This window comes from Streptomyces sp. RG80 (assembly GCF_040446465.1).
Taxonomy (GTDB): domain Bacteria; phylum Actinomycetota; class Actinomycetes; order Streptomycetales; family Streptomycetaceae; genus Streptomyces.
On the sequence record NZ_JBEAAJ010000006.1, the window covers coordinates 89,517 to 106,799 of the forward strand.

The 17,283-nt window shown below is 71.9% G+C and carries 16 protein-coding genes and 1 pseudogene; 9 read left to right on the forward strand and 8 right to left on the reverse strand.

What is annotated here, in order from left to right; genetic code table 11:
• Position 1 precedes the first annotated feature (1 nt).
• Together ABKA17_RS21195 and ABKA17_RS21200 are read right to left on the reverse strand one after the other, a co-directional pair.
• Entirely contained in the window at positions 2–592 is a 591-nt protein-coding gene (locus tag ABKA17_RS21195; RefSeq protein WP_353693721.1) for a hypothetical protein, read from the reverse strand.
• A gap of 10 nt (positions 593–602) precedes the next feature.
• Positions 603–1,448 carry an NAD(P)H-binding protein gene (locus ABKA17_RS21200; RefSeq protein ID WP_353693722.1) on the reverse strand — a complete coding sequence of 282 codons (846 nt, stop codon included), beginning with the start codon at positions 1,446–1,448 and terminating at the stop codon, positions 603–605.
• Positions 1,449–1,545: 97 nt separating this feature from the next.
• On the opposite strand from ABKA17_RS21200, the gene ABKA17_RS21205 reads away from it, so the two are divergent.
• Positions 1,546–1,920 (forward strand): winged helix-turn-helix transcriptional regulator, encoded by a 375-nt coding sequence (locus ABKA17_RS21205; protein WP_353693723.1) that lies wholly within the window; start codon positions 1,546–1,548, stop codon positions 1,918–1,920.
• Here ABKA17_RS21205 and ABKA17_RS21210 read toward each other — a convergent pair.
• Entirely contained in the window at positions 1,905–2,567 is a 663-nt protein-coding gene (locus tag ABKA17_RS21210) for a nucleoside/nucleotide kinase family protein (protein ID WP_353693724.1), read from the reverse strand. The two genes, ABKA17_RS21205 and ABKA17_RS21210, sit on opposite strands and share 16 nt — an antisense overlap.
• 84 nt (positions 2,568–2,651) lie before the next feature.
• Here ABKA17_RS21210 and ABKA17_RS21215 point away from each other — a divergent pair, with 84 nt between their 5' ends.
• The 4 genes from ABKA17_RS21215 to prcB all read left to right on the forward strand — a co-directional run bounded on the left by ABKA17_RS21215 (position 2,652) and on the right by prcB (position 6,589).
• The gene (locus tag ABKA17_RS21215) at positions 2,652–3,047 is read left to right on the forward strand and encodes a YybH family protein (RefSeq protein ID WP_353693725.1); all 396 of its coding nucleotides are present in this window, start codon (positions 2,652–2,654) and stop codon (positions 3,045–3,047) included.
• Positions 3,048–3,213: 166 nt separating this feature from the next.
• On the forward strand, positions 3,214–4,683 hold the full coding sequence (locus ABKA17_RS21220) for a hypothetical protein (protein WP_353693726.1): 1,470 nt from the start codon (positions 3,214–3,216) through the stop codon (positions 4,681–4,683).
• 5 nt (positions 4,684–4,688) lie between these two features.
• On the forward strand, positions 4,689–5,624 hold the full coding sequence (locus tag ABKA17_RS21225) for a lysylphosphatidylglycerol synthase domain-containing protein (RefSeq protein WP_353693727.1): 936 nt from the start codon (positions 4,689–4,691) through the stop codon (positions 5,622–5,624).
• A gap of 110 nt (positions 5,625–5,734) precedes the next feature.
• Complete coding sequence (prcB, locus tag ABKA17_RS21230) at positions 5,735–6,589, forward strand: proteasome subunit beta (protein ID WP_353693728.1); 855 nt, start codon at positions 5,735–5,737, stop codon at positions 6,587–6,589.
• A 43-nt stretch (positions 6,590–6,632) separates the two neighbouring features.
• On the opposite strand, the gene ABKA17_RS21235 is transcribed toward prcB, so the two are convergent.
• Together ABKA17_RS21235 and ABKA17_RS21240 are read right to left on the reverse strand one after the other, a co-directional pair.
• Positions 6,633–7,592 carry a hypothetical protein gene (locus ABKA17_RS21235; protein WP_353693729.1) on the reverse strand — a complete coding sequence of 320 codons (960 nt, stop codon included), beginning with the start codon at positions 7,590–7,592 and terminating at the stop codon, positions 6,633–6,635.
• An 11-nt stretch (positions 7,593–7,603) separates the two neighbouring features.
• A complete protein-coding gene (locus ABKA17_RS21240; protein ID WP_353693730.1) occupies positions 7,604–9,076 on the reverse strand; it encodes an APC family permease in 1,473 nt (490 codons plus the stop codon).
• A gap of 347 nt (positions 9,077–9,423) precedes the next feature.
• Here ABKA17_RS21240 and ABKA17_RS21245 point away from each other — a divergent pair.
• A pseudogene (locus tag ABKA17_RS21245) lies at positions 9,424–9,666 on the forward strand (DUF5709 domain-containing protein); the annotation flags it as partial.
• A gap of 24 nt (positions 9,667–9,690) precedes the next feature.
• On the opposite strand, the gene sthA reads toward ABKA17_RS21245, so the two are convergent.
• The gene (gene sthA / locus ABKA17_RS21250; protein WP_353693731.1) at positions 9,691–11,094 is read right to left on the reverse strand and encodes a Si-specific NAD(P)(+) transhydrogenase; all 1,404 of its coding nucleotides are present in this window, start codon (positions 11,092–11,094) and stop codon (positions 9,691–9,693) included.
• 91 nt (positions 11,095–11,185) lie between these two features.
• Here sthA and ABKA17_RS21255 point away from each other — a divergent pair, with 91 nt between their 5' ends.
• Entirely contained in the window at positions 11,186–12,316 is a 1,131-nt protein-coding gene (locus ABKA17_RS21255; protein WP_353693732.1) for a sulfite oxidase, read from the forward strand.
• Between the two features lie 126 nt (positions 12,317–12,442).
• Here ABKA17_RS21255 and ABKA17_RS21260 read toward each other — a convergent pair whose 3' ends face one another.
• Positions 12,443–12,649, reverse strand: a complete 207-nt coding sequence (locus ABKA17_RS21260) for a hypothetical protein (RefSeq protein ID WP_353693733.1) — start codon at positions 12,647–12,649, stop codon at positions 12,443–12,445.
• A 143-nt stretch (positions 12,650–12,792) separates the two neighbouring features.
• On the opposite strand from ABKA17_RS21260, the gene ABKA17_RS21265 reads away from it, so the two are divergent.
• Positions 12,793–15,051 carry an MMPL family transporter gene (locus ABKA17_RS21265; RefSeq protein ID WP_353693734.1) on the forward strand — a complete coding sequence of 753 codons (2,259 nt, stop codon included), beginning with the start codon at positions 12,793–12,795 and terminating at the stop codon, positions 15,049–15,051.
• Here the strand turns inward: ABKA17_RS21265 and ABKA17_RS21270 are convergent.
• Entirely contained in the window at positions 15,038–16,126 is a 1,089-nt protein-coding gene (locus ABKA17_RS21270; protein WP_353693735.1) for a PP2C family protein-serine/threonine phosphatase, read from the reverse strand. The genes ABKA17_RS21265 and ABKA17_RS21270 overlap by 14 nt on opposite strands.
• 223 nt (positions 16,127–16,349) lie before the next feature.
• Between ABKA17_RS21270 and ABKA17_RS21275 the strand changes: the two genes are divergently transcribed.
• Entirely contained in the window at positions 16,350–17,249 is a 900-nt protein-coding gene (locus ABKA17_RS21275) for a GNAT family N-acetyltransferase (protein WP_353693736.1), read from the forward strand.
• Positions 17,250–17,283: the final 34 nt, after the last annotated feature.

The window sequence follows — 17,283 nt, forward strand, 5'->3', positions numbered from 1 at the left end:
GTCACAGGGGCAGGCCGAGCAGCCCCCACCCGCGCCGCTCGGCCTCGCCCACCACCACCGCCCATTCGCGCAGCAGCACCGAGAACTCGTCGAAGTCCTCGATCCACCGCCCAGGACACGCGGCGTGCACGGCGTACGGCTCGCGCAGGCTCTCCAGCAGCGGTTCGGCGCGCGCCCAGCGCCGAGCCAGCGCGGACACGGCCGGCGGGGGACAGACCAGGAGCAGCTTCGGGCGCCAGGGGTCGGGGTCGGCCGGGAAGAGGCCCGTGGCGTCCTCGTCCTGGAGCAGCGGGCCGAGAAACCCGTCCAGGTGCTCCCGCAGCACCGGATCGGCGTGGTCCCGTACGTCCTCCCAGGCCTGCCCCGCCCAGAAGTGCGGCTTGTACGAGCCGGTGGTGCTGTGGAACTCGTACCGCCCGCACCACGGCACGTTCGCCGCCGCCGGGAACACCCAGCCGCAGCGGGGTTCCGCGTCCCGGTCCAGTTCCTCCTCGGGCAGCGACGCGTCCTCGAGCAGCCCCAGCCGCTCGTCGAACGGCGTCGCCGCCAGCCGCTCCCAGTCGACGGCGAGCACGGTGATGTCCAACCCCATGCGGTCCTTCTTACCGGAACAGCTCCGCGTGCCGTGCCGCCCATCCGGCGAACGTGCCCGCCGGCCGGCCGGTGACGCGCTCGACGTCGGGGCTGACGCGCTGTTCGGCGGGGGTGGGGGAGCCCAGGATGGCGAGGGTGGTGTCCACCACGGGCTCGGGCATGAACGCCAGCATCTGCGCACGGGCCTCGTCCCGGCTCCACTCGACGAACTCGATCGGCTCGCCCAGAGCCTCGGCGAGGTCCGCCGACTGCTGACGGGGCGTGACGCGGGCGGGGCCGGTCAACTCGTAGATCTGTCCGGTGTGTTCGCGTGAGCGCAGGGTCACCGCGGCCACCGCCGCGATGTCGGCCGGGTCGACCGTGGGCAGTCCGACATCCCCGAACGGCGCGGCGACGGTGCGTCGTTCGCGGACGGACCCGGCCCAGGCGAAGGCGTTGGAGTGGAAGCCGCCCGGCCGCAGGAGCGTCCAGTCCAGGCCCGACCGCCGTACGGCCTCCTCGATGGTGTGGCCGACGACGCCGTGCGAGACCGAGTCCGGGCGGGTCGCGACCCCCTGTGACGACAGCAGGACGACCTGCTCGATCCCGCCGGCCTTGGCGACGTCCAAGAGGTGCGGGACGTCGAGCAGATGGGCGCTGGGACCGCCGTTCTGAAGGAACAGTGCGTCCGCGCCGTCGAACACGGTCCGCAGGCTCTCCGCGTCGACCAGGTCCGCCGGTCGGTGTCGTACCCCCTCCGGCACGTCGGCGGACGTGATCTGCCGGGATGTCGCGACCACCTCGGTGCCTGATCCGGCCAGCGTGCGAACGAGCTCCCGGCCGACGTTCCCTGTCGCCCCCGTCACCACGATCATGCGTAACTCCCTTGTGAAACCGGCCTTGTTGCCGACGAAGGGACGCTAACACCGTGGATATAGTAGGTACCCAGAGGAAAGTGGCTATCCCGGAGGGATGCGCATGGAGGCCCAGGCGGCGACCACCGACCCCCAACTCGCCTGTCCCATAGGCCCGGTGGTGGACATCGTGTTCAGCCGGTGGACCACGCCGATCCTGTGGAGCCTGCACGCCCACGGCCGGCAGCGGTTCGTCGAGCTGGAGCGGCGGATCACGAGGATCACACCGAAGGTGCTCACCCAGCGGCTGCGCCAACTGGAGCGTGACGGTCTGGTGGTGCGCACGTATTACCCCGAGGTCCCGCCCCGGGTCGAGTACGAGATCAGCGAGCTGGGCCGCAGTCTCGCCCCGCTCTTCGCGCACCTCGCCGAATGGTCCGCCGGCCACCTCGACGAGGTCGAGCGGGCGAGGCAGGCCTACGACGCCGTCTGACGGCGCTCCAGGGTCCGGGTGGGGACGACCAGGTCCGCCCGGTCCCGGGTCGCGGCGACCAGCGCGGCGTTGCGCTGATCCGAGCGCGTCACCCACGCCACCGCCTCGTCGTGCCCCTTGCCGAACCGCTCGTGCCGGGCCACCAGTCGGCGGATCCGCTCGGCCTCCTCCAGCTCGCAGAACCACACCTCGTCCAGCTGCCGCCGCACCCGCGCCCACGCGCCCGTGTCCAGCAGCAGGTAGTTGCCCTCGGTCACCACCAGCCGGGCCGTCGGCGGTACCGGCAGAGCGCCCGCGATCGGCTGCTCCAGCACCCGCTCGAAGCCGGGCGCGTACACGATGTCGTCGTCCTCCTCCGCGCGCAACCGCCGCAGCAGCGCCGCGTATCCGGCCGCGTCGAAGGTGCTGGGCGCGCCCTTGCGGTCCCCCAGGCCGAGGCGTTCCAGTTCCATGTCGGCGAGGTGGAAGCCGTCCATGGGGACGTGCGCGACCCAGGGCTCCCCGCCCGCGTTCAGCTCCCGTACCAGGACCTCGGCGAGCGTCGTCTTGCCCGCGCCGGGGCTGCCCGCGATACCGAGGATCGCGCGGCGGTCGTCGTGGACCAGGGCCCGGGCGCGCAGGAGCAGGTCGTCGAGTGTCAGCGGCACACGCAGAGTGTGTCACCCCGTCGTCGGGCGGGGACCCGGACCGGCGGGGAGGATGGCGAGGGGACACAGGAGGGAGCCGCCATCGTGCCCGACGACGCCACACAGATCCGGGCCCTCATCACCGACTGGGCCGACGCCGTCCACCGCGGCGACCTCGACGGTGTACTCGCCGACCACGCCGAGGACATCGTCATGTACGACGTGCCGCCACCCCACCACGGCATCCACGGACTGGCCGCCTACAGCGCCGCCTGGCCGCCGTTCTTCGCCTGGCAGGCCCAGGGCGCCTGCTTCGACATCGAGTCCCTCGACGTCACCGCCGGCTCCGAGGTCGCCTACGCCCACGCCCTGCTGCGCTGCGCCACCCCACAGGAGCTCGCCCAACACCCTGACCTGCGCCTACGCCTGACGTTCGGCCTGCGCAAACAGAACGGCCGCTGGCTCGTCGCCCACGAACACCACTCGTTCCCGCACGACTGATCCACGGTTGCGCCGATTATCGGACGAAAAAAATCAGGCACCTGGCCGAACTTCGCGCTGCGTAACCATCGAACGCGGGTTAGTTTGTCCGTGTTTTATCCGTTTCCCCAGTTCATGCTCGTGGGGTCCTAGGAACCCTGCGCTGCGTAGGGGTAAGGGGTGGACGATGGCGCACGGCACAAACGCCCTGCTCGTCGGAGTACGACGACACGACAAGGCGAGCGTGCCCCGCACGATGCGGCACCGGCGCGGTGACGCCCTGCTCGCCGCCGTCGCCGGCGTCTTCGTCCTCGCGCAACTGCTGCTCGTACGCCCCGGAATGGGCCTCGGCTGGGACGAGAGCGTATACGTCAGCCAGGTCGGCGAACAGGCGCCCGCCTCCTTCTTCAGCGCCCCCCGCGCCCGGGGCATCTCGTTCCTGGCGGCGCCCATCGCCTCCTGGTCCACCTCCACCCCGCTGCTGCGCGTCTATCTCGCCGTCCTGTCGGGCATCGGCCTCTACCTCGCCCTGCGCATCTGGCGCGGCCTCTTCCCGGCCCGGGTCCTCGCGGGCGCCGGAGCGCTCTTCGCCTCACTGTGGGTGACGCTCTACTACGGCCCACAGGCCATGCCCAACTACTGGGTGGCGATCGGCGCCCTGGTCGTCGTGGCCTGCTTCCTGAAGGAACGGGCGTGGGGCGTCGTCGCCGGCGCCGCCCTCATGGCGCTGATGCGGCCCACCGACGCCGTCTGGGTGACGGTGCCCCTCCTCGTCCTCGCGCTGGCGACACGCCGCGTGCGCCTGCTCGCCGCCCTCCTCGCGGGACTCGCCCTCGGCGCCGCCCAGTGGGTGATCGAGGCGTACGTCAACTACGGCGGTCTGGCCCAGCGGCTGCACGACGGCTCCGCGATCCAGGGCGGACTCGGCTGGAACTGGGCCGTCGACGACCAGATGCGCAGCCTCGTCGGACGCACCCTGTGCCGGCCGTGCACCGGCTCGATGCCCAACCCCGCGATCACCGCGTGGTGGTACCTCCTGCCGCTGCTCATCGCCCTCGGCCTCATGGTCGCCGTCCGCGCCGGGCGTGCCGAGCGCACTGTCGTCCCGCTGGTCTGCGCCGCCTCGGCGGCCTTCCCGTACCTGTTCCTCATCGGCTACGCCGCGCCCCGCTTCCTGCTCCCGGCCTACGCGCTGGCGGCCATCCCGATCGCCGACGGGCTGCTCCACCTGGTCACCCGGCCGGGCGGCGGATGGCGGCCGCTGGCCACGACCCTGGTCGCGATCGGACTGGCCGGGCACCTGGCCGTGCAGTACAACGTCCTCGACCGCACCGTCACGCGCAGTACCGCCGACCGGCTCGCCTGGCAGCACGCCGCCGACGAACTGCACCGCCTGGGCGTGCGGGCCCCGTGTCTGCTCACCGGGCACGAGGCGCTCCCCATCGCCTTCTACGCCGGCTGCTCCTCGGCGGCGGTCAACGGACCCAACGCCAACTCCACCCCGGCGCAGATCAAGGAGACCGCCCGCCGGATCCCGGTCGCGTACCTCGTCGCGGAGGACGGCCGTCCGGCCGGGTACGCGCGCACCTGGAGGCCGTACCGGCTCGACGTGGGCGACGGGATGGACGTGCGCATCGGGCCGGCCGGGGAGGGCTGAGGCGTATGACGCCCGAGCAGGTCCTGGTCGCCCCCGGTCGCCGACACGTCTACTGGCACAGCGCGCTCACCGTCGTCGTCCTGGTGGGCGCGGCCTGTCTCGCCCACCGGCACTGGCCGGTGCTCGAGCGCGGTGCCGTGCGGCTCGCCGTCGCCGACCAGGGCTGGCTGCTGGTGGGCGGTACGGCCGCCGCGGCGACCTGGATCTGCGCGGCCCTGGCCCAGCAGGGCGCGGTCGTCCGGCGCCTGCCCCAAGGGCGGCTGGTGGCCGCGCAGTTCGCCGCCTGTGCCGCCAACCATCTGCTGCCCGCCGGACTCGGCGCGGGCGCGGTCAACCTCCGCTTCCTGATGCGCTGCGGACTTCCCGCCGGCCGCGCCGCGAGCGCCCTCGCCGTCAAGGGCGCCGCCGCCGTGGTCGTCAGGGCCGCCCTGATCGTGGTGCTCGCGTTGGCCTGCCCGGGCGTGCTGCGGTTCCCGCGGCTCTCCGCCGGGATCCTCGCCGCCGGGGCCGTCGTCGTCGTATGCCTGGCCGTGGTGCCGGCCTGGTCGCGGTGCCGGCGTGCGCTGGCGGCCGTGGTCGCCGACTTCAGGGCCGTACACGCCAACCCGTCCCGGGCCGCCGCCCTGTGGGGCGGTTCGCTGGTCTTCGCCGTCCTGCACGCCCTCGTCCTGATCGCCGTCGGCCAGGCCGTCGCCCTGCCCCTGTCGCCGGCCCGGGTGGCCCTGCTCTACCTCGCCGCCAGCAGCGCCGCCGCCCTGCTGCCCACCCCCGGCGGCCTCGGCTCCCTCGACGCCGCCCTGGCCCTCGCCCTCACCGCCTCCGGCGCCCCGGGCGCCGCGGCCGCCTCCGCCGTACTCGGCTACCGGCTCCTGACGGTGTGGCTGCCGCTGGTGCCGGGCCTGGTGGTGCTCACCGTGCTGATCCGAAGCAAGGCGCTGTGAGCGCAACGAGTGTGCCCGGCAGGTGAGTTGTGGCCGCCGCTGGGTGTTTCCCGCCCGGCTCCTTCAGGTAGGACTCGGTTGTCGGCCCGGGGAGACGAGGGGGAGCGCCCATGACGGAGAGCGAGCAAGGCGGACGGCTGGGGGAGGAGTTCTTCACTCCCGGGACGTCGTCCTTCACCGAGTTCCTCACCGCCCACCGACCCGCCCTGCTGCCCACCCGCAGACCCTTCCCGGACGGTGTGCGCGCCGCCCCCGACCAGTTTCCGCACGGCACCACCGTGCTGGCCCTCACCTACCGCGACGGCGTCCTGATCGCCGGCGACCGCCGGGCCACCATGGGCAACCTCATCGCCCAGCGCGACCTGGAGAAGGTGCACCCGGCCGACGACCACACCGCCGTCGCCTTCGCGGGCACCGTCGGTCTCGCCCTGGACATGGTCAAGCTGTACCAGGTCGAGCTCACGCACTTCGAGAAGATCGAGGGCACACCGATGACCCTCAACGCCAAGGCCCGGCGCCTGGCGGGCATGATCCGGCAGAACCTCGGCCAGGCCATGCAGGGCCTCGCCGTCGTCCCCCTCCTCACCGGCTACGACCACACCGCCGACGACGGCGAGCAGGGACGCATCTTCAGCTTCGACGTCGCCGGCGGCCTGTACGAGAAGACGGACTTCCACGCCGAGGGCTCCGGATCGCCCTATGCCCGGGGCGCGTTGAAGAAGCTGTTCCACCGGGGCATGACCCGGCGCGACGCCGCGCTCGCCGCGCTCCAGGCCCTGTACGACGCGGCGGAGGACGACTCCGCGACCGGCGGCCCGGACATCAACCGCCGGATCTTCCCGATCGTCTCGGTCATCACCGAGGACGGCTTCGAGCGGCTGCCGGAAGCGGAGACGGCGGAACTCACCCGCGAGATGGTGGAGCAGCGCCACAGCCGCCCGGACGGCCCGACCGCCACGCCCTGACCGACCGCCGGGCCGCTGAACACACATCGTCGTGAGGTCGCCGTCAGCCGCGCAGCCCCACCTCCTTGCGCCACTTGGCGATCTGCTTGTCCGGATCCCCGGTGTACGACCAGGGCGTCCGCGTCGCCCGCCGCCCCAGCATCCGGAACAGCGGGCCCGCGATGTCCGGCAGACCCGCGTGACAGGCCGCGTGCGCCAGGTAGTTGAGGTCGCGCAGCTCGGCCGGGGCGACCTCGCCCTGGGGACGGCCGCTGATCCAGCGCTGCCAGGTGCGGCGTACGTCGCTGGCGGCGCCGTCGTTGCTCCAGTGCTGGGCGAGGCCCACCGCGGACTGCCGCCCGTGGGCCGCGTCCAGCGCGAACCGGTACTCCTCGACCCGGGCGTACTGCACAAGCACCGGCAGCGCGCAGCCCGGCGGCGCCACTCCGGCCGCGTCGCGGGCGAAGTCGTACATCAGTCCGTGGGTGCCGTGCCAGCGGGACGAGTAGTAGTGCAGCACCTGGAGGTGACCCTCCACGCTGTACGGGTCGCGCTGGTGCAACTCGTCCCACCAGCGCGCCAGTTCCTGTCTTCGTACGCCCGCCGGGTACAGCCGGGCCACGGAGATCAGGGAGATCCACGGCGTGGGGTCGTCCGGGCAGACCTCGGCGGCCTGGAGGCTCGCCATCACCGCGGTGTCGACGCGGTGGGGGTCGATCGGCACCCCGCGGCCCGCGGTGATCGCCAGATTGAACGCCCGGGCCGTCTCCGTCGCCGCCCGCAGCACCAGCGCGTCGGCACTGTGCGGTTCGGCGGCCAGCCAGGACTCCGCCGTCGAACTGCTCGCGCAGGCCTGAGCGAGCAGCCGGACCCGGTGCCCGCGGACCGACCAGTCGGGGCCGGTCGCCCGCAGCAGTTCCCGCAGTCCCTGCCAGCGCCCGATGACGATGTCCTGACGGGCCGTGGTGAGGGGGACGTCCCCGCAGTCGGGGTCGAAGTCGGGAGCGAAGCGGTCCCGCACCATCGCCACACCCCTCAGAAGTCGGTCGGGAGACCTTCGTGGACACGGGACTGTGTGGGCACGGCCCCGTCGGGGACGTAGTCCGCCTCGACCGTGTGGGTGGCGTCCAGCTTGGCGGGACGGTAGTAGTCGCTGCCCTTGCGCCAGTACCAGAGCATCGGGACCAGCCCCACGGCGAGCCCGCCGACGCCGATCGTGACCGCCGCGGAGCTGAGTTCGCCGAGCGACTCGACGAAGACCCAGAACATGAACAGGGAGCCCAGCAGCGGCCACAGCCCGCCGAAGACGAAGTTGGCCGCCGACTTCAGCAGCATCTTGCGGTAGGCGACGACGGCCGCGAGGCCCGCCAGACCGTAGTAGACGGCGATCTGGAGACCGATCGCCGAGATCGCGTCGGAGAGGATGTCGCCCACCGAGCCAAGGGCGTTGGAGGCGACGAACATCACCAGCGCCACGCCGCCGACCACGGAGATGGCGACCCAGGGCGTGTTCCACTCACGGTGCACCTTGCCCAGCGCGGACGGCATCGTACGGTCGCGGCCCATCGCGAACAGCGAGCGCGTGACCTGGATGAGCGTGGTCTCCAGGGTGGCGATGGTGGACAGCATCACCGCGACGATCAGCAGCTTGCCGCCCCAGCCCGGCCAGATCTCCTCGCCCAGCACCGCAAGGACGTTGGCCTCGTTCTCCCGGACCTGAGTCGAGGAGAGCACGACGTTCACCGCGATGGTGAACACCTCGAACAGCAGGAAGACGATGCCGACCCCGATCAGGCCCGCGAGTCCGGTCGTACGACGGCTGTTGCGGGTCTCCTCGCTGAGGTTGCTGGTCACGTCCCAGCCCCAGTAGTAGAACGCGGCGATCAGCGCGCCGGAGGCGAACCCGGCCATGCCGTCGAACTGGCCGAAACCGAACCAGGACCAGTCGAAGGCACGGGCGTTGTCGGTGTGGAAGAAGGCCAGGACCGCGAAGAGAGCCAATATCGCGAGCTCGACGCCGGACATCAGCAGCTGGGCGCGGACGGTGAGCCGGGCGCCGCCGAGCACCACCAGCAGCATGATCACGAACCAGGCCGCGCCGACCAGCGTGGACAGCGCGGTGTCGTCGGCGAGGCCCTCGTCGAACAGCGCGAGCGTCATCGATCCGGCGGGCAGCGAACCGGCCACCATGAAGATGGTCGCCGACACCACCAGCGCCCAGCCGCTCAGGAAGCCGAGAAAGGGATGGAGCGTGCGCCCCACCCACGAGTAACTGGCGCCGGCGTTCACGTCGATACGGCTGAGATAGCTGAACGCCAGCGCGATCCCCAGCATCGGGATCGCGCAGTACAGGAGCGCGGCCGGGCTGGCGAGGCCCACCGCGCCGACCAGGACGGCGGTGGTCGCGGCGATCGAGTAGGCCGGGGCGCTGCCCGCGACCGCCATCACCACTGTGTCGAACGTACCGAGGGCATTGGCTTGCAGCCCTCTGCCCCTGCTGTTGCTCATGCTGAAGCTGCTTTCCGTCGTGCACGACGCGAGGACGACCAGGTTCCTGACGGCGTAGGGGGTGGGGGGTGGACCCGCCTCGGACGGAAGAGGGATGGCCTCGGTCAGGGGCGGCACATGGGGGGCGGCGGACACCGTTCAGCAAAGAGTCGGCAGACGGTCACACCGTGTGTGCGAGTGATGATAGCCCTACCGGATCTCCTTTCAAGATTGACCGGAGGGTAATCTCCCGCATCCAACTCCGCCGCAGGTCAGGGGCTTTGTCGCGGCTTCGGGAGTGAAAGCCGTCGGACGGGAAACGCGGGTCGGGACAGCGAGGAGAACCCGAGCGACACGGGAGGCCTGCCATGGGAACGGAAGCCCAGTGGGGCGACGACGCCTACCAGCCCACGGGAACGAACGAGGAACAGGAGGACGCCGCGCCCCTGGACCCCGAGAACGCGCTCGACGAACGGACCTACGACGACACCCTGGACAAGGGCTACTCGCCCCCGGAGCGGCCGCTCGGCGTCACCAAGCACGGCACCACCGCCGCCGAGCAGCACGACGGCGAGAGCCTCGACGAGCGGCTCGCCCAGGAGGTGCCCGACGAGGGCGTCTGAGCACCGGGCTCCTCAGTCGCCGATGCGGTCGATCTGGCGGAGTTTGTTCGTGGCGTCCAGGGCGGCGACCTTGTAGGACTCCGCGAGCGTCGGGTAGTTGAAGACCGCGTCGACCAGATAGTCGACCGTGCCGCCGCAGCCCATCACCGACTGACCGATGTGGATCAGCTCGGTGGCGCCGGTGCCGAAGCAGTGCACGCCGAGCAGGGTGCGGTCGGCGGGGGAGACCAGCAGTTTCAGCATGCCGTGCGAGTCGCCGATGATCTGCCCGCGGGCCAGTTCGCGGTAACGGGAGATCCCCACCTCGAACGGCACGCTGTCCTCGGTGAGTTGGTCCTCCGTCCGCCCCACGAAGCTGATCTCGGGGATGGTGTAGATGCCGATCGGCTGGAGCTGGTGCATCCGCCCGACGGGCTCCCCGAAGGCGTGGTAGGCCGCCGAACGTCCTTGTTCCATCGAGGTGGCGGCCAGGGCGGGGAAGCCGATGACGTCGCCGACGGCGTAGATGTGCGGCACCTCGGTGCGATAGTGCTCGTCGACCGTGATCCGGCCCCGCCGGTCCGCCGACAGGCCCGCCTTGTCGAGGTCGAGGTCGTCGGTGAGACCCTGTCGGCCCGCCGAGTACATCACGGCGTCGGCGGGGATCTTCTTGCCGCTCTCCAGGATCGTCAGCGTGCCCCGGGGGTGGCTCTCGACAGCGGCCACCGTCTCCCCGAACCGGAAGGTCACGGCGAGATCCCGCAGATGGTACTTGAGCGACTCGATCACCTCGATGTCGCACATGTCGAGCATCCCGGCCCGCTTCTCCACCACGGTGACCTTGCTGCCGAGCGCGGCGAACATGGACGCGTACTCCATGCCGATGACCCCGGCGCCGACGATGACCATGGACCGCGGAACCCGTTCCAGGGCGAGGACGTTGTCCGAGTCCATGATCGTGCGCTGGTCGAACTCCACACTGTCCGGCCGCGCGGGACGGGTCCCGGTGGCGATGACGATGTGCTCGGCGCTGAGCAGCCGTTCATGACCGGTCACCTCGCGCAGGGCGACGGTGTGGGGGTCGACGAAGCGGCCGGTTCCGGCGTAGAGGGCGATGTGGTTGCGGGAGAGCTGGCTGCGGATGACGTCGACCTCGCGAGACACCACGTGCTGGGTGCGGGCGGTCAGGTCCCCGACGGTGATGTCGTCCTTGAGCCGGTAACTCTGGCCGTACAGATCGCGCTGGGTGAGACCGGTCAGGTACAGCACCGCCTCGCGCAGGGTCTTGGAGGGGATGGTGCCGGTGTGGATGGAGACCCCGCCGACCATGTCGGGGCGGTCGATGACGGCCGCTCGGCGGCCCAGCTTGGCCGCGGCGATGGCGGCCTTCTGGCCACCCGGACCGGATCCGATGACGAGCATGTCGAAGTCGGGCACCCTCCGCAGTCTGACAGTCCGAGGGCCCGGTTCGAAAGGGTGAACCGGCAGACACCGTGCAAGGGTTGGCTCGCGGCGCGACACTGGTGCCATGGGTCATCGAATCGGTGACGCGAGCGCACCCGCCCGGCTGGCCGCCCCCGACGAGGGCATCGGCCCGGACGAACTCGCCCTCGCCACCCGCAACCACGGTCTGCCGCTGGAGGCCCTGCGCCACGACCTCACCCCGCCGGGCCTGCACTACGTGCTCACGCACTACGACATCCCCTACGTTCCCGACGACACGACCTGGCAGCTCACGGTGGGCGGCCACGTCCGCCGCCCCCTGCGTCTGGACCTGGCCGACCTGCGGGCGTACCCCCAGGTCACCACCCGGGTGACGCTGGAGTGCGCGGGCAACGGCCGGGCCCTGCTGACACCCCGGCCGGTGAGCCAGCCCTGGCTCGTCGAGGCGGTCGGCACCGCCGAGTGGACGGGCGTACCGCTGCGGCTGCTCCTCGCGGAGGCCGGAGTCGAGCCCGGCGCCGTCGACGTCGTCTTCACCGGCGCCGACCACGGCGTGGAACGCGGGGTGGAACAGGACTACCAGCGCTCCCTGTCCGTCGACGCGGCCACGGGCCACGAACCCGAGGTGCTGGTGGCGTACGCGATGAACGGCGCCCCGCTGCCGCCGCAGCACGGCCGTCCGCTGCGGCTGGTCGTGCCCGGCTGGTACGGCATGGCGCACGTGAAGTGGCTGCGCGACATCGCGGTCGTCGACGCGCCGTTCACCGGGTTCCAGCAAGCCGTCGCCTATCGCCTGCGGAAACGCCCCGAGGACCCGGGGGAACCCGTCACCCGCATCGCACCGCGTGCCCTGCTGGTGCCGCCGGGCTTCCCGGACTTCATGTCACGGACCCGGGTCGTGCGGCCCGGCCCCGTCCGGCTGGAGGGGCGCGCCTGGTCCGGGCGGGCGCCGGTGACCCGGGCCGAGGTGAGCACGGACGGCGGGCGCACCTGGCAGGAGGCCGCGCTGGAGCCGGACGGCGGGCACCGCTGGGCATGGCGCCGGTGGCGTCTGACCTGGACGGCGACGCCCGGCGAACATGTGCTCAGCGCCCGGGCCACCGACGCCGAGGGACACACCCAGCCGCTGCAACAGCCCTGGAACCGGGGCGGCTTCGCCGTCAACCTGGTCCAACGGGTGCCGGTGCTGTGCCTGGAGGAGGACGCGCCGGAGTGAGGGGCCACGCGCCGGCCTGACGGGCCCGCAGTGGCAGGCCCGGCAGACCCACCAGGGGCGCCTGCCTCGACGACGACATGCCGGGACGACGGGCCCGGCCGGCACCGGGCCCGGGGTTCCGCGGGGCTAGGGCAGCAGCTTCTCCATGGCGGCGGGGCCCTCGGCCGCCAGCTTGCGCCGGGCCCATTCCAGGTTGCGGGGGGTCAGGTCCCTGCCCGCGGCGAGCACCATGTCCTCGGGGGACACCTCGGTGCCGGTGCGGGTGTGGAGCAGGGCGTCCGGGGTGGCGCGGTCCTCGGCGGGCCCGGACGCGTCGGGCTGTGACGTCGGCATGATCTCTGCTCCTCGGTTCGTTCAGCGGATCCGATATCACCATTCACCCCGGGAGCGCCGTGTGCATCCGGAGAGCCCGCCGCTGGGATGCCGAGGTGATCCGCCGGGCGTGTAATGGGGGTACCGAACAAAGGTCCAGGCCCATGTCATCCACCCGAGGAACCGCGGGGGACGGGGGGACCGCCGCCACCGGGACACTGCGGCGGCTGGGGCAGTGGTGCGCCCGTCACTTCGTGATCGTCATCGTGTCGTGGCTCGTCGCCCTGGTCGCCCTCCAAGTGCTGGACAGGTCCGTCGGCGGGGAGTACGAGGACAACTTCTCCCTGCCGGACGTGCAGTCCCAACAGGGCCTGGACGTGCTGAAGAAGCACGATCCGGCGGCCGGCGGCTACAGCAGCCAGATCGTCGTGCACGACGGGCAGAAGGCGCTGACCTCGCTGGACTCCCCGATGTCGACGACGGTCGGCGACCTCCAGAAGCTCCCTCACGTGCTGGCCGTCCAGAACCCCCTGACCGCCACCGCGTCGGCCGTCGGTCCGTTGTCCTCCGACGCGAAGACCGCGTACATCACCGTGCGCTTCGATGTGCAGCCCTCCACCCTCGGCGACGACTACCTGCCCGGCGTGGACGACGCCGTCCAGCCGCTCAGGGCGGCCGGCGCGGACGTGGAGTACGGCGGACCGCTCGGTGAGCTGGCGCGGCCCGCCGCCGACGACCGGGTGAGCGAGTTGATCGGATTCGCGGTCGCGATCGTCGTCCTGCTCGTCGGCTTCGGCAGCGTGATCGCCGCCGGCCTGCCCCTGGTGACCGCGTTGATCAGTGTGATCGGTGGGCTCGCCTGCCTCGGACTGCTCGCCGCCGCGTTCACCTTCGCCACCGTCTCACCGACGCTGGCCACGATGATCGGACTCGGCGTCGGTATCGACTACGCGCTGTTCCTGATCACCCGGCACCGGCAGAACCTCATGAACGGCGCCGACCCGGTCACCGCCGCGGGCCGGGCCACCGCCACCAGCGGCCGCGCCGTACTGGTCTCCGGCTGCACGGTCATCATCGCGCTCGCGGGCCTGTCCGCCTCCGGGGTGTCCTTCATCGGCAAACTCGGGCTCGCGGCCGCAGTGACGGTCGTCTCCGCCGTACTCGGCGCCCTCACCCTGGTCCCGGCCCTCCTCGGACTGATCGGCACCCGTGTCGACCGCTGGCGGGTCCGCCGCCCCGTCGCCGAGACCGACGCCGAGGAGGGAGCGGAGCCGCACGGCACCTGGCACCGCTACGCGCTGCGCGTCGAACACCACCCCCTGCGCTATCTGGCCGCGGGCATCGTGACCGTCGCGGTCCTCGCCATCCCCGTGTTCTCCATCCAGCTCGGCCACATCGGCGACGGCGCCGACCCCACGTCCTTCACCGACCGGCGCGCCTACGACCTGATGACCGACGCGTTCGGACCGGGCTCCAACGGCCCGCTCACCGTCGTCATCGACCAGACCTCCGTACCGGACTCCGGGCGCTCCGCCCTCAGCTCACAGGCCCAGAAGACCCTCGAAGGCGTCTCGGGCGCGGCCGCCGTCACCCCGCTGACGCCCACCCAGGACGGCGACGTCCTCATCGGCACCGTCTACTCGAAGACCTCCCCGCAGAGCGCCGACACCACCGACCTCACCAACCGCCTGGTGGACGACACCCTGCCCGCCGCGGTCTCCGGCACCGACGCCCAGGGCTACGTCACCGGCACCACGGCGGCCCAGGTCGACTTCCGCGACATCGTCTCCAGCCGGCTGCCCCTGATCATCGGCGTGGTGGTCGCCCTGGCCTTCCTCATCATCCTCGCCGTCTTCCGCGGCCTGCTCGTCGCGATCAAGGCGGCCGTCCTCAACGTGCTCTCCATCGCCGCCTCCTACGGGGTCGTCGTCGCCGTCTTCCAGTGGGGCTGGGGCGGTCCCGCGCTCGGGGTCTCCGGCACCGTGCCCATCGAGAGCTACGTCCCGATGATGATGTTCGCGATCATCTTCGGGCTGAGCATGGACTACGAGATCTTCCTGCTGTCCCGGGTGCACGAGGCGTGGTTGCGCACCGGGGACGCCAAGGCGTCGGTCGCCCACGCGCTGGAGATCACCGCACGGGTCATCACCTGCGCGGCGCTGATCATGGTGAGCGTCTTCGCGGCGTTCATCGTCAGCGACAACATCGTGGTCAAGATGCTCGGACTGGGCCTCGCCGTGAGCGTGTTGATCGACGCGACCGTCGTACGGCTGCTCATGGTCCCGGCCGTCATGACCCTGCTGGGCCGGCACGCCTGGTGGACCCCGAGGTGGCTGGACCGGATCCTGCCGCACATCGACGCGGAGGGCGAGCAGGGACAGGCCAGTACCGAGGGGGAGCGGGAACGGGTCAGACAGGGCTGAGGACGAGCATCGTGACATCGTCCAGGACCGTCCCGCAGTGTCCGGTCAGGTCGCGCCACACCCGCTCCACCAGGTCCGTCGGCTCGGCGTCGGCGAAGCCGGGGAGCCGGTCGGGCAGCGGATAGAAGGCACCGTCCGCACCTCGCGCCTCGGAGACCCCGTCGGACGCGAGGAAGAGCCGGTCACCCGCCCGCAGCGGCACCGTCACCCCCTCCGGCGGACCGGCCCCGGACAGCCCCAGGCCCAACGGCACCCCCGCCGTCACCGCAAGCTCCCTGACCCGGCCGTCGCGCAGCAGCAGCGGCGCCGGATGCCCGCACACCACGATCCGCACCGCACGCGCGTCGGCGGAGAACTCCAGGACCACGGCCGTGGCGAACAGTTCGGCGTGCGGCACGTCCGCGGAGTCCACCACCAGCCTGCGGTCGAGCCGCGCCGCCACCGACTCCGGGTCCGGCTCGTCCAGCACCGCCTCCCGGAACGCCCCCAGCAGCGAGGCGACCGTCGCGACGGCCGACAGTCCGTGCCCCTGTACGTCCCCCATCACCGCGCGGACACCGAACGGACCCCGGCGCACGTCGAAGAAGTCCCCGCCCACGAGCGTCCCGCGCTGCGCCGCCCGGTACAGGCCCACGCAGCCCACCGGTCCCACCCGCGCCGGCAACGGGGGCACCACGGCACGTTGGGCGGCCTCGGCGACCGCCCGCTCGGTGACCAGCTGGGCGTCCCGGTGGCTGCGTACGAAGGACACCAGCACGCTCAGCGTGGCGACGAAGGAGACCGTCAGCAGATCGGTGGTGCCGGGATCGTTGAGCCGGAACGCCGGGACGACCAGCACAGTCACCACGAGGCCGCCCAGGAGTGCGGTCGCCCCGGGTCCGTAGGACAGCACGGCCAGCGGCGGGATGGCGCCCAGCAGGAAGCCGATGTCGAGGGGATCGGGGCTGGCGAGGGTCGCTGCGCACACTCCCGCGAGCAGGGCGGGCGGCAGCACCCGCACCCAGCCGGGTGGCGGCGCCCCCTGCAGCCAGCCGCCCCGGTCCCGGCGATCACGTGTGACCTGCGCCTTTCCCACGCCTCTACGGTCCTCCGACCCGGTGCGCGCCGCACGCCGAGGAAATGCGCTGGACGCACGCCCACGGGCTCCTCTAGCGTGTGCACGTCACGCCCCGAGACCGACGGAAGGAGGCGAGTGCCGTGCAGTTCACCGACATCCAGCGCTCCCGTCCCGTCGCGCCCGGCGTGCGTCTCTGAGCTTCCCGGGAGCGCTCCACGCAGTACGCATCCCGGAGGAATCCATGACCGCACTGGTCATCCGCCAGCTCGACGACAGCACCGCCCACGAGTTCGACTCCCTGCCCGACCCGCTCGGCGTACGCGCCGCGCACCCGCTGACCCGGCACCGCCCCGACTGGCAGCGGGTGGCGCTGCGCGACGGCCGGATCGTCGCCCGCGCCGCCTGGTGGGGCGGCCCCGACGACACCGAGCCGCTCTGCGTCGACCGGCTCGACATGGCCGACGGCGAGACGGAGGCGGCCGCCGAACTCCTGCGCTCGGCGCCCTGGAACGTCGACATCGACTTCAGCCTTCCGGCCGGATGGCGAACGGACCCGGCGGCACGCGAGGCCGTCGAAGCTCGTTTCGCCGCCGCGCGATCGGCCGGGTACGAGCTCCTGGTCGAGCGCTTCAACTACCGCTGGACCCCTGAATGCGGGGTCCCCGAGCGGCCCGGACGCCTGGTCTTCGGCCCCGAACCCGACGACGCGGTGTTCCTGGACGCGCTGCGCCGCATCCACTCCGTCACCCTCGACGCCCACTCGCTCAAGGCCGTCGCCGAGGGCGGAGTCGACCGGGCCGCGCAGGAAGAGCTCGACTTCTTCCACTGGTGTCCGTCCCCGCGCGAGTGGTGGCAGGTCGCGCGGACCCCGGACGGGGACCTGGTCGGGATCCACATCCCGGCACGCAACCACCAGGCCCCGATCATCGGCTTCATCGGCGTCGTGCCCGAACAGCGCGGCCACGGATACGCCTACGACCTGCTGACCGAGTGCACACACTTCCTCGTCGCTCAGGGCGCCGACCGCATCGTCGCCTCGACGGACCAGGGCAACCTCCCCATGGCCGCGCACTTCGCCAAGGTCGGCTACCCGGTCACCCGGGAGAGGGTCAACTTCCACCTCCCCGCGGGCGTGCGGTAGGCGCGGCCGCCCCGTTGTCGGTGCCGGATGGCAA

What these genes read in the sequence shown, in the direction of transcription:
- ABKA17_RS21195 (WP_353693721.1), bottom strand. Translation starts at nt 592, where the DNA reads ATGGGGTTGGACATCACCGTGCTCGCCGTCGACTGGGAGCGGCTGGCG.
- ABKA17_RS21200 (WP_353693722.1), bottom strand. Translation starts at nt 1,448, where the DNA reads ATGATCGTGGTGACGGGGGCGACAGGGAACGTCGGCCGGGAGCTCGTT.
- ABKA17_RS21205 (WP_353693723.1), top strand. Translation starts at nt 1,546, where the DNA reads ATGCGCATGGAGGCCCAGGCGGCGACCACCGACCCCCAACTCGCCTGT.
- ABKA17_RS21220 (WP_353693726.1), top strand. Translation starts at nt 3,214, where the DNA reads ATGGCGCACGGCACAAACGCCCTGCTCGTCGGAGTACGACGACACGAC.
- ABKA17_RS21225 (WP_353693727.1), top strand. Translation starts at nt 4,689, where the DNA reads ATGACGCCCGAGCAGGTCCTGGTCGCCCCCGGTCGCCGACACGTCTAC.
- prcB (WP_353693728.1), top strand. Translation starts at nt 5,735, where the DNA reads ATGACGGAGAGCGAGCAAGGCGGACGGCTGGGGGAGGAGTTCTTCACT.
- ABKA17_RS21235 (WP_353693729.1), bottom strand. Translation starts at nt 7,592, where the DNA reads ATGGTGCGGGACCGCTTCGCTCCCGACTTCGACCCCGACTGCGGGGAC.
- ABKA17_RS21240 (WP_353693730.1), bottom strand. Translation starts at nt 9,076, where the DNA reads ATGAGCAACAGCAGGGGCAGAGGGCTGCAAGCCAATGCCCTCGGTACG.
- ABKA17_RS21255 (WP_353693732.1), top strand. Translation starts at nt 11,186, where the DNA reads ATGGGTCATCGAATCGGTGACGCGAGCGCACCCGCCCGGCTGGCCGCC.
- ABKA17_RS21260 (WP_353693733.1), bottom strand. Translation starts at nt 12,649, where the DNA reads ATGCCGACGTCACAGCCCGACGCGTCCGGGCCCGCCGAGGACCGCGCC.
- ABKA17_RS21265 (WP_353693734.1), top strand. Translation starts at nt 12,793, where the DNA reads ATGTCATCCACCCGAGGAACCGCGGGGGACGGGGGGACCGCCGCCACC.
- ABKA17_RS21275 (WP_353693736.1), top strand. Translation starts at nt 16,350, where the DNA reads ATGACCGCACTGGTCATCCGCCAGCTCGACGACAGCACCGCCCACGAG.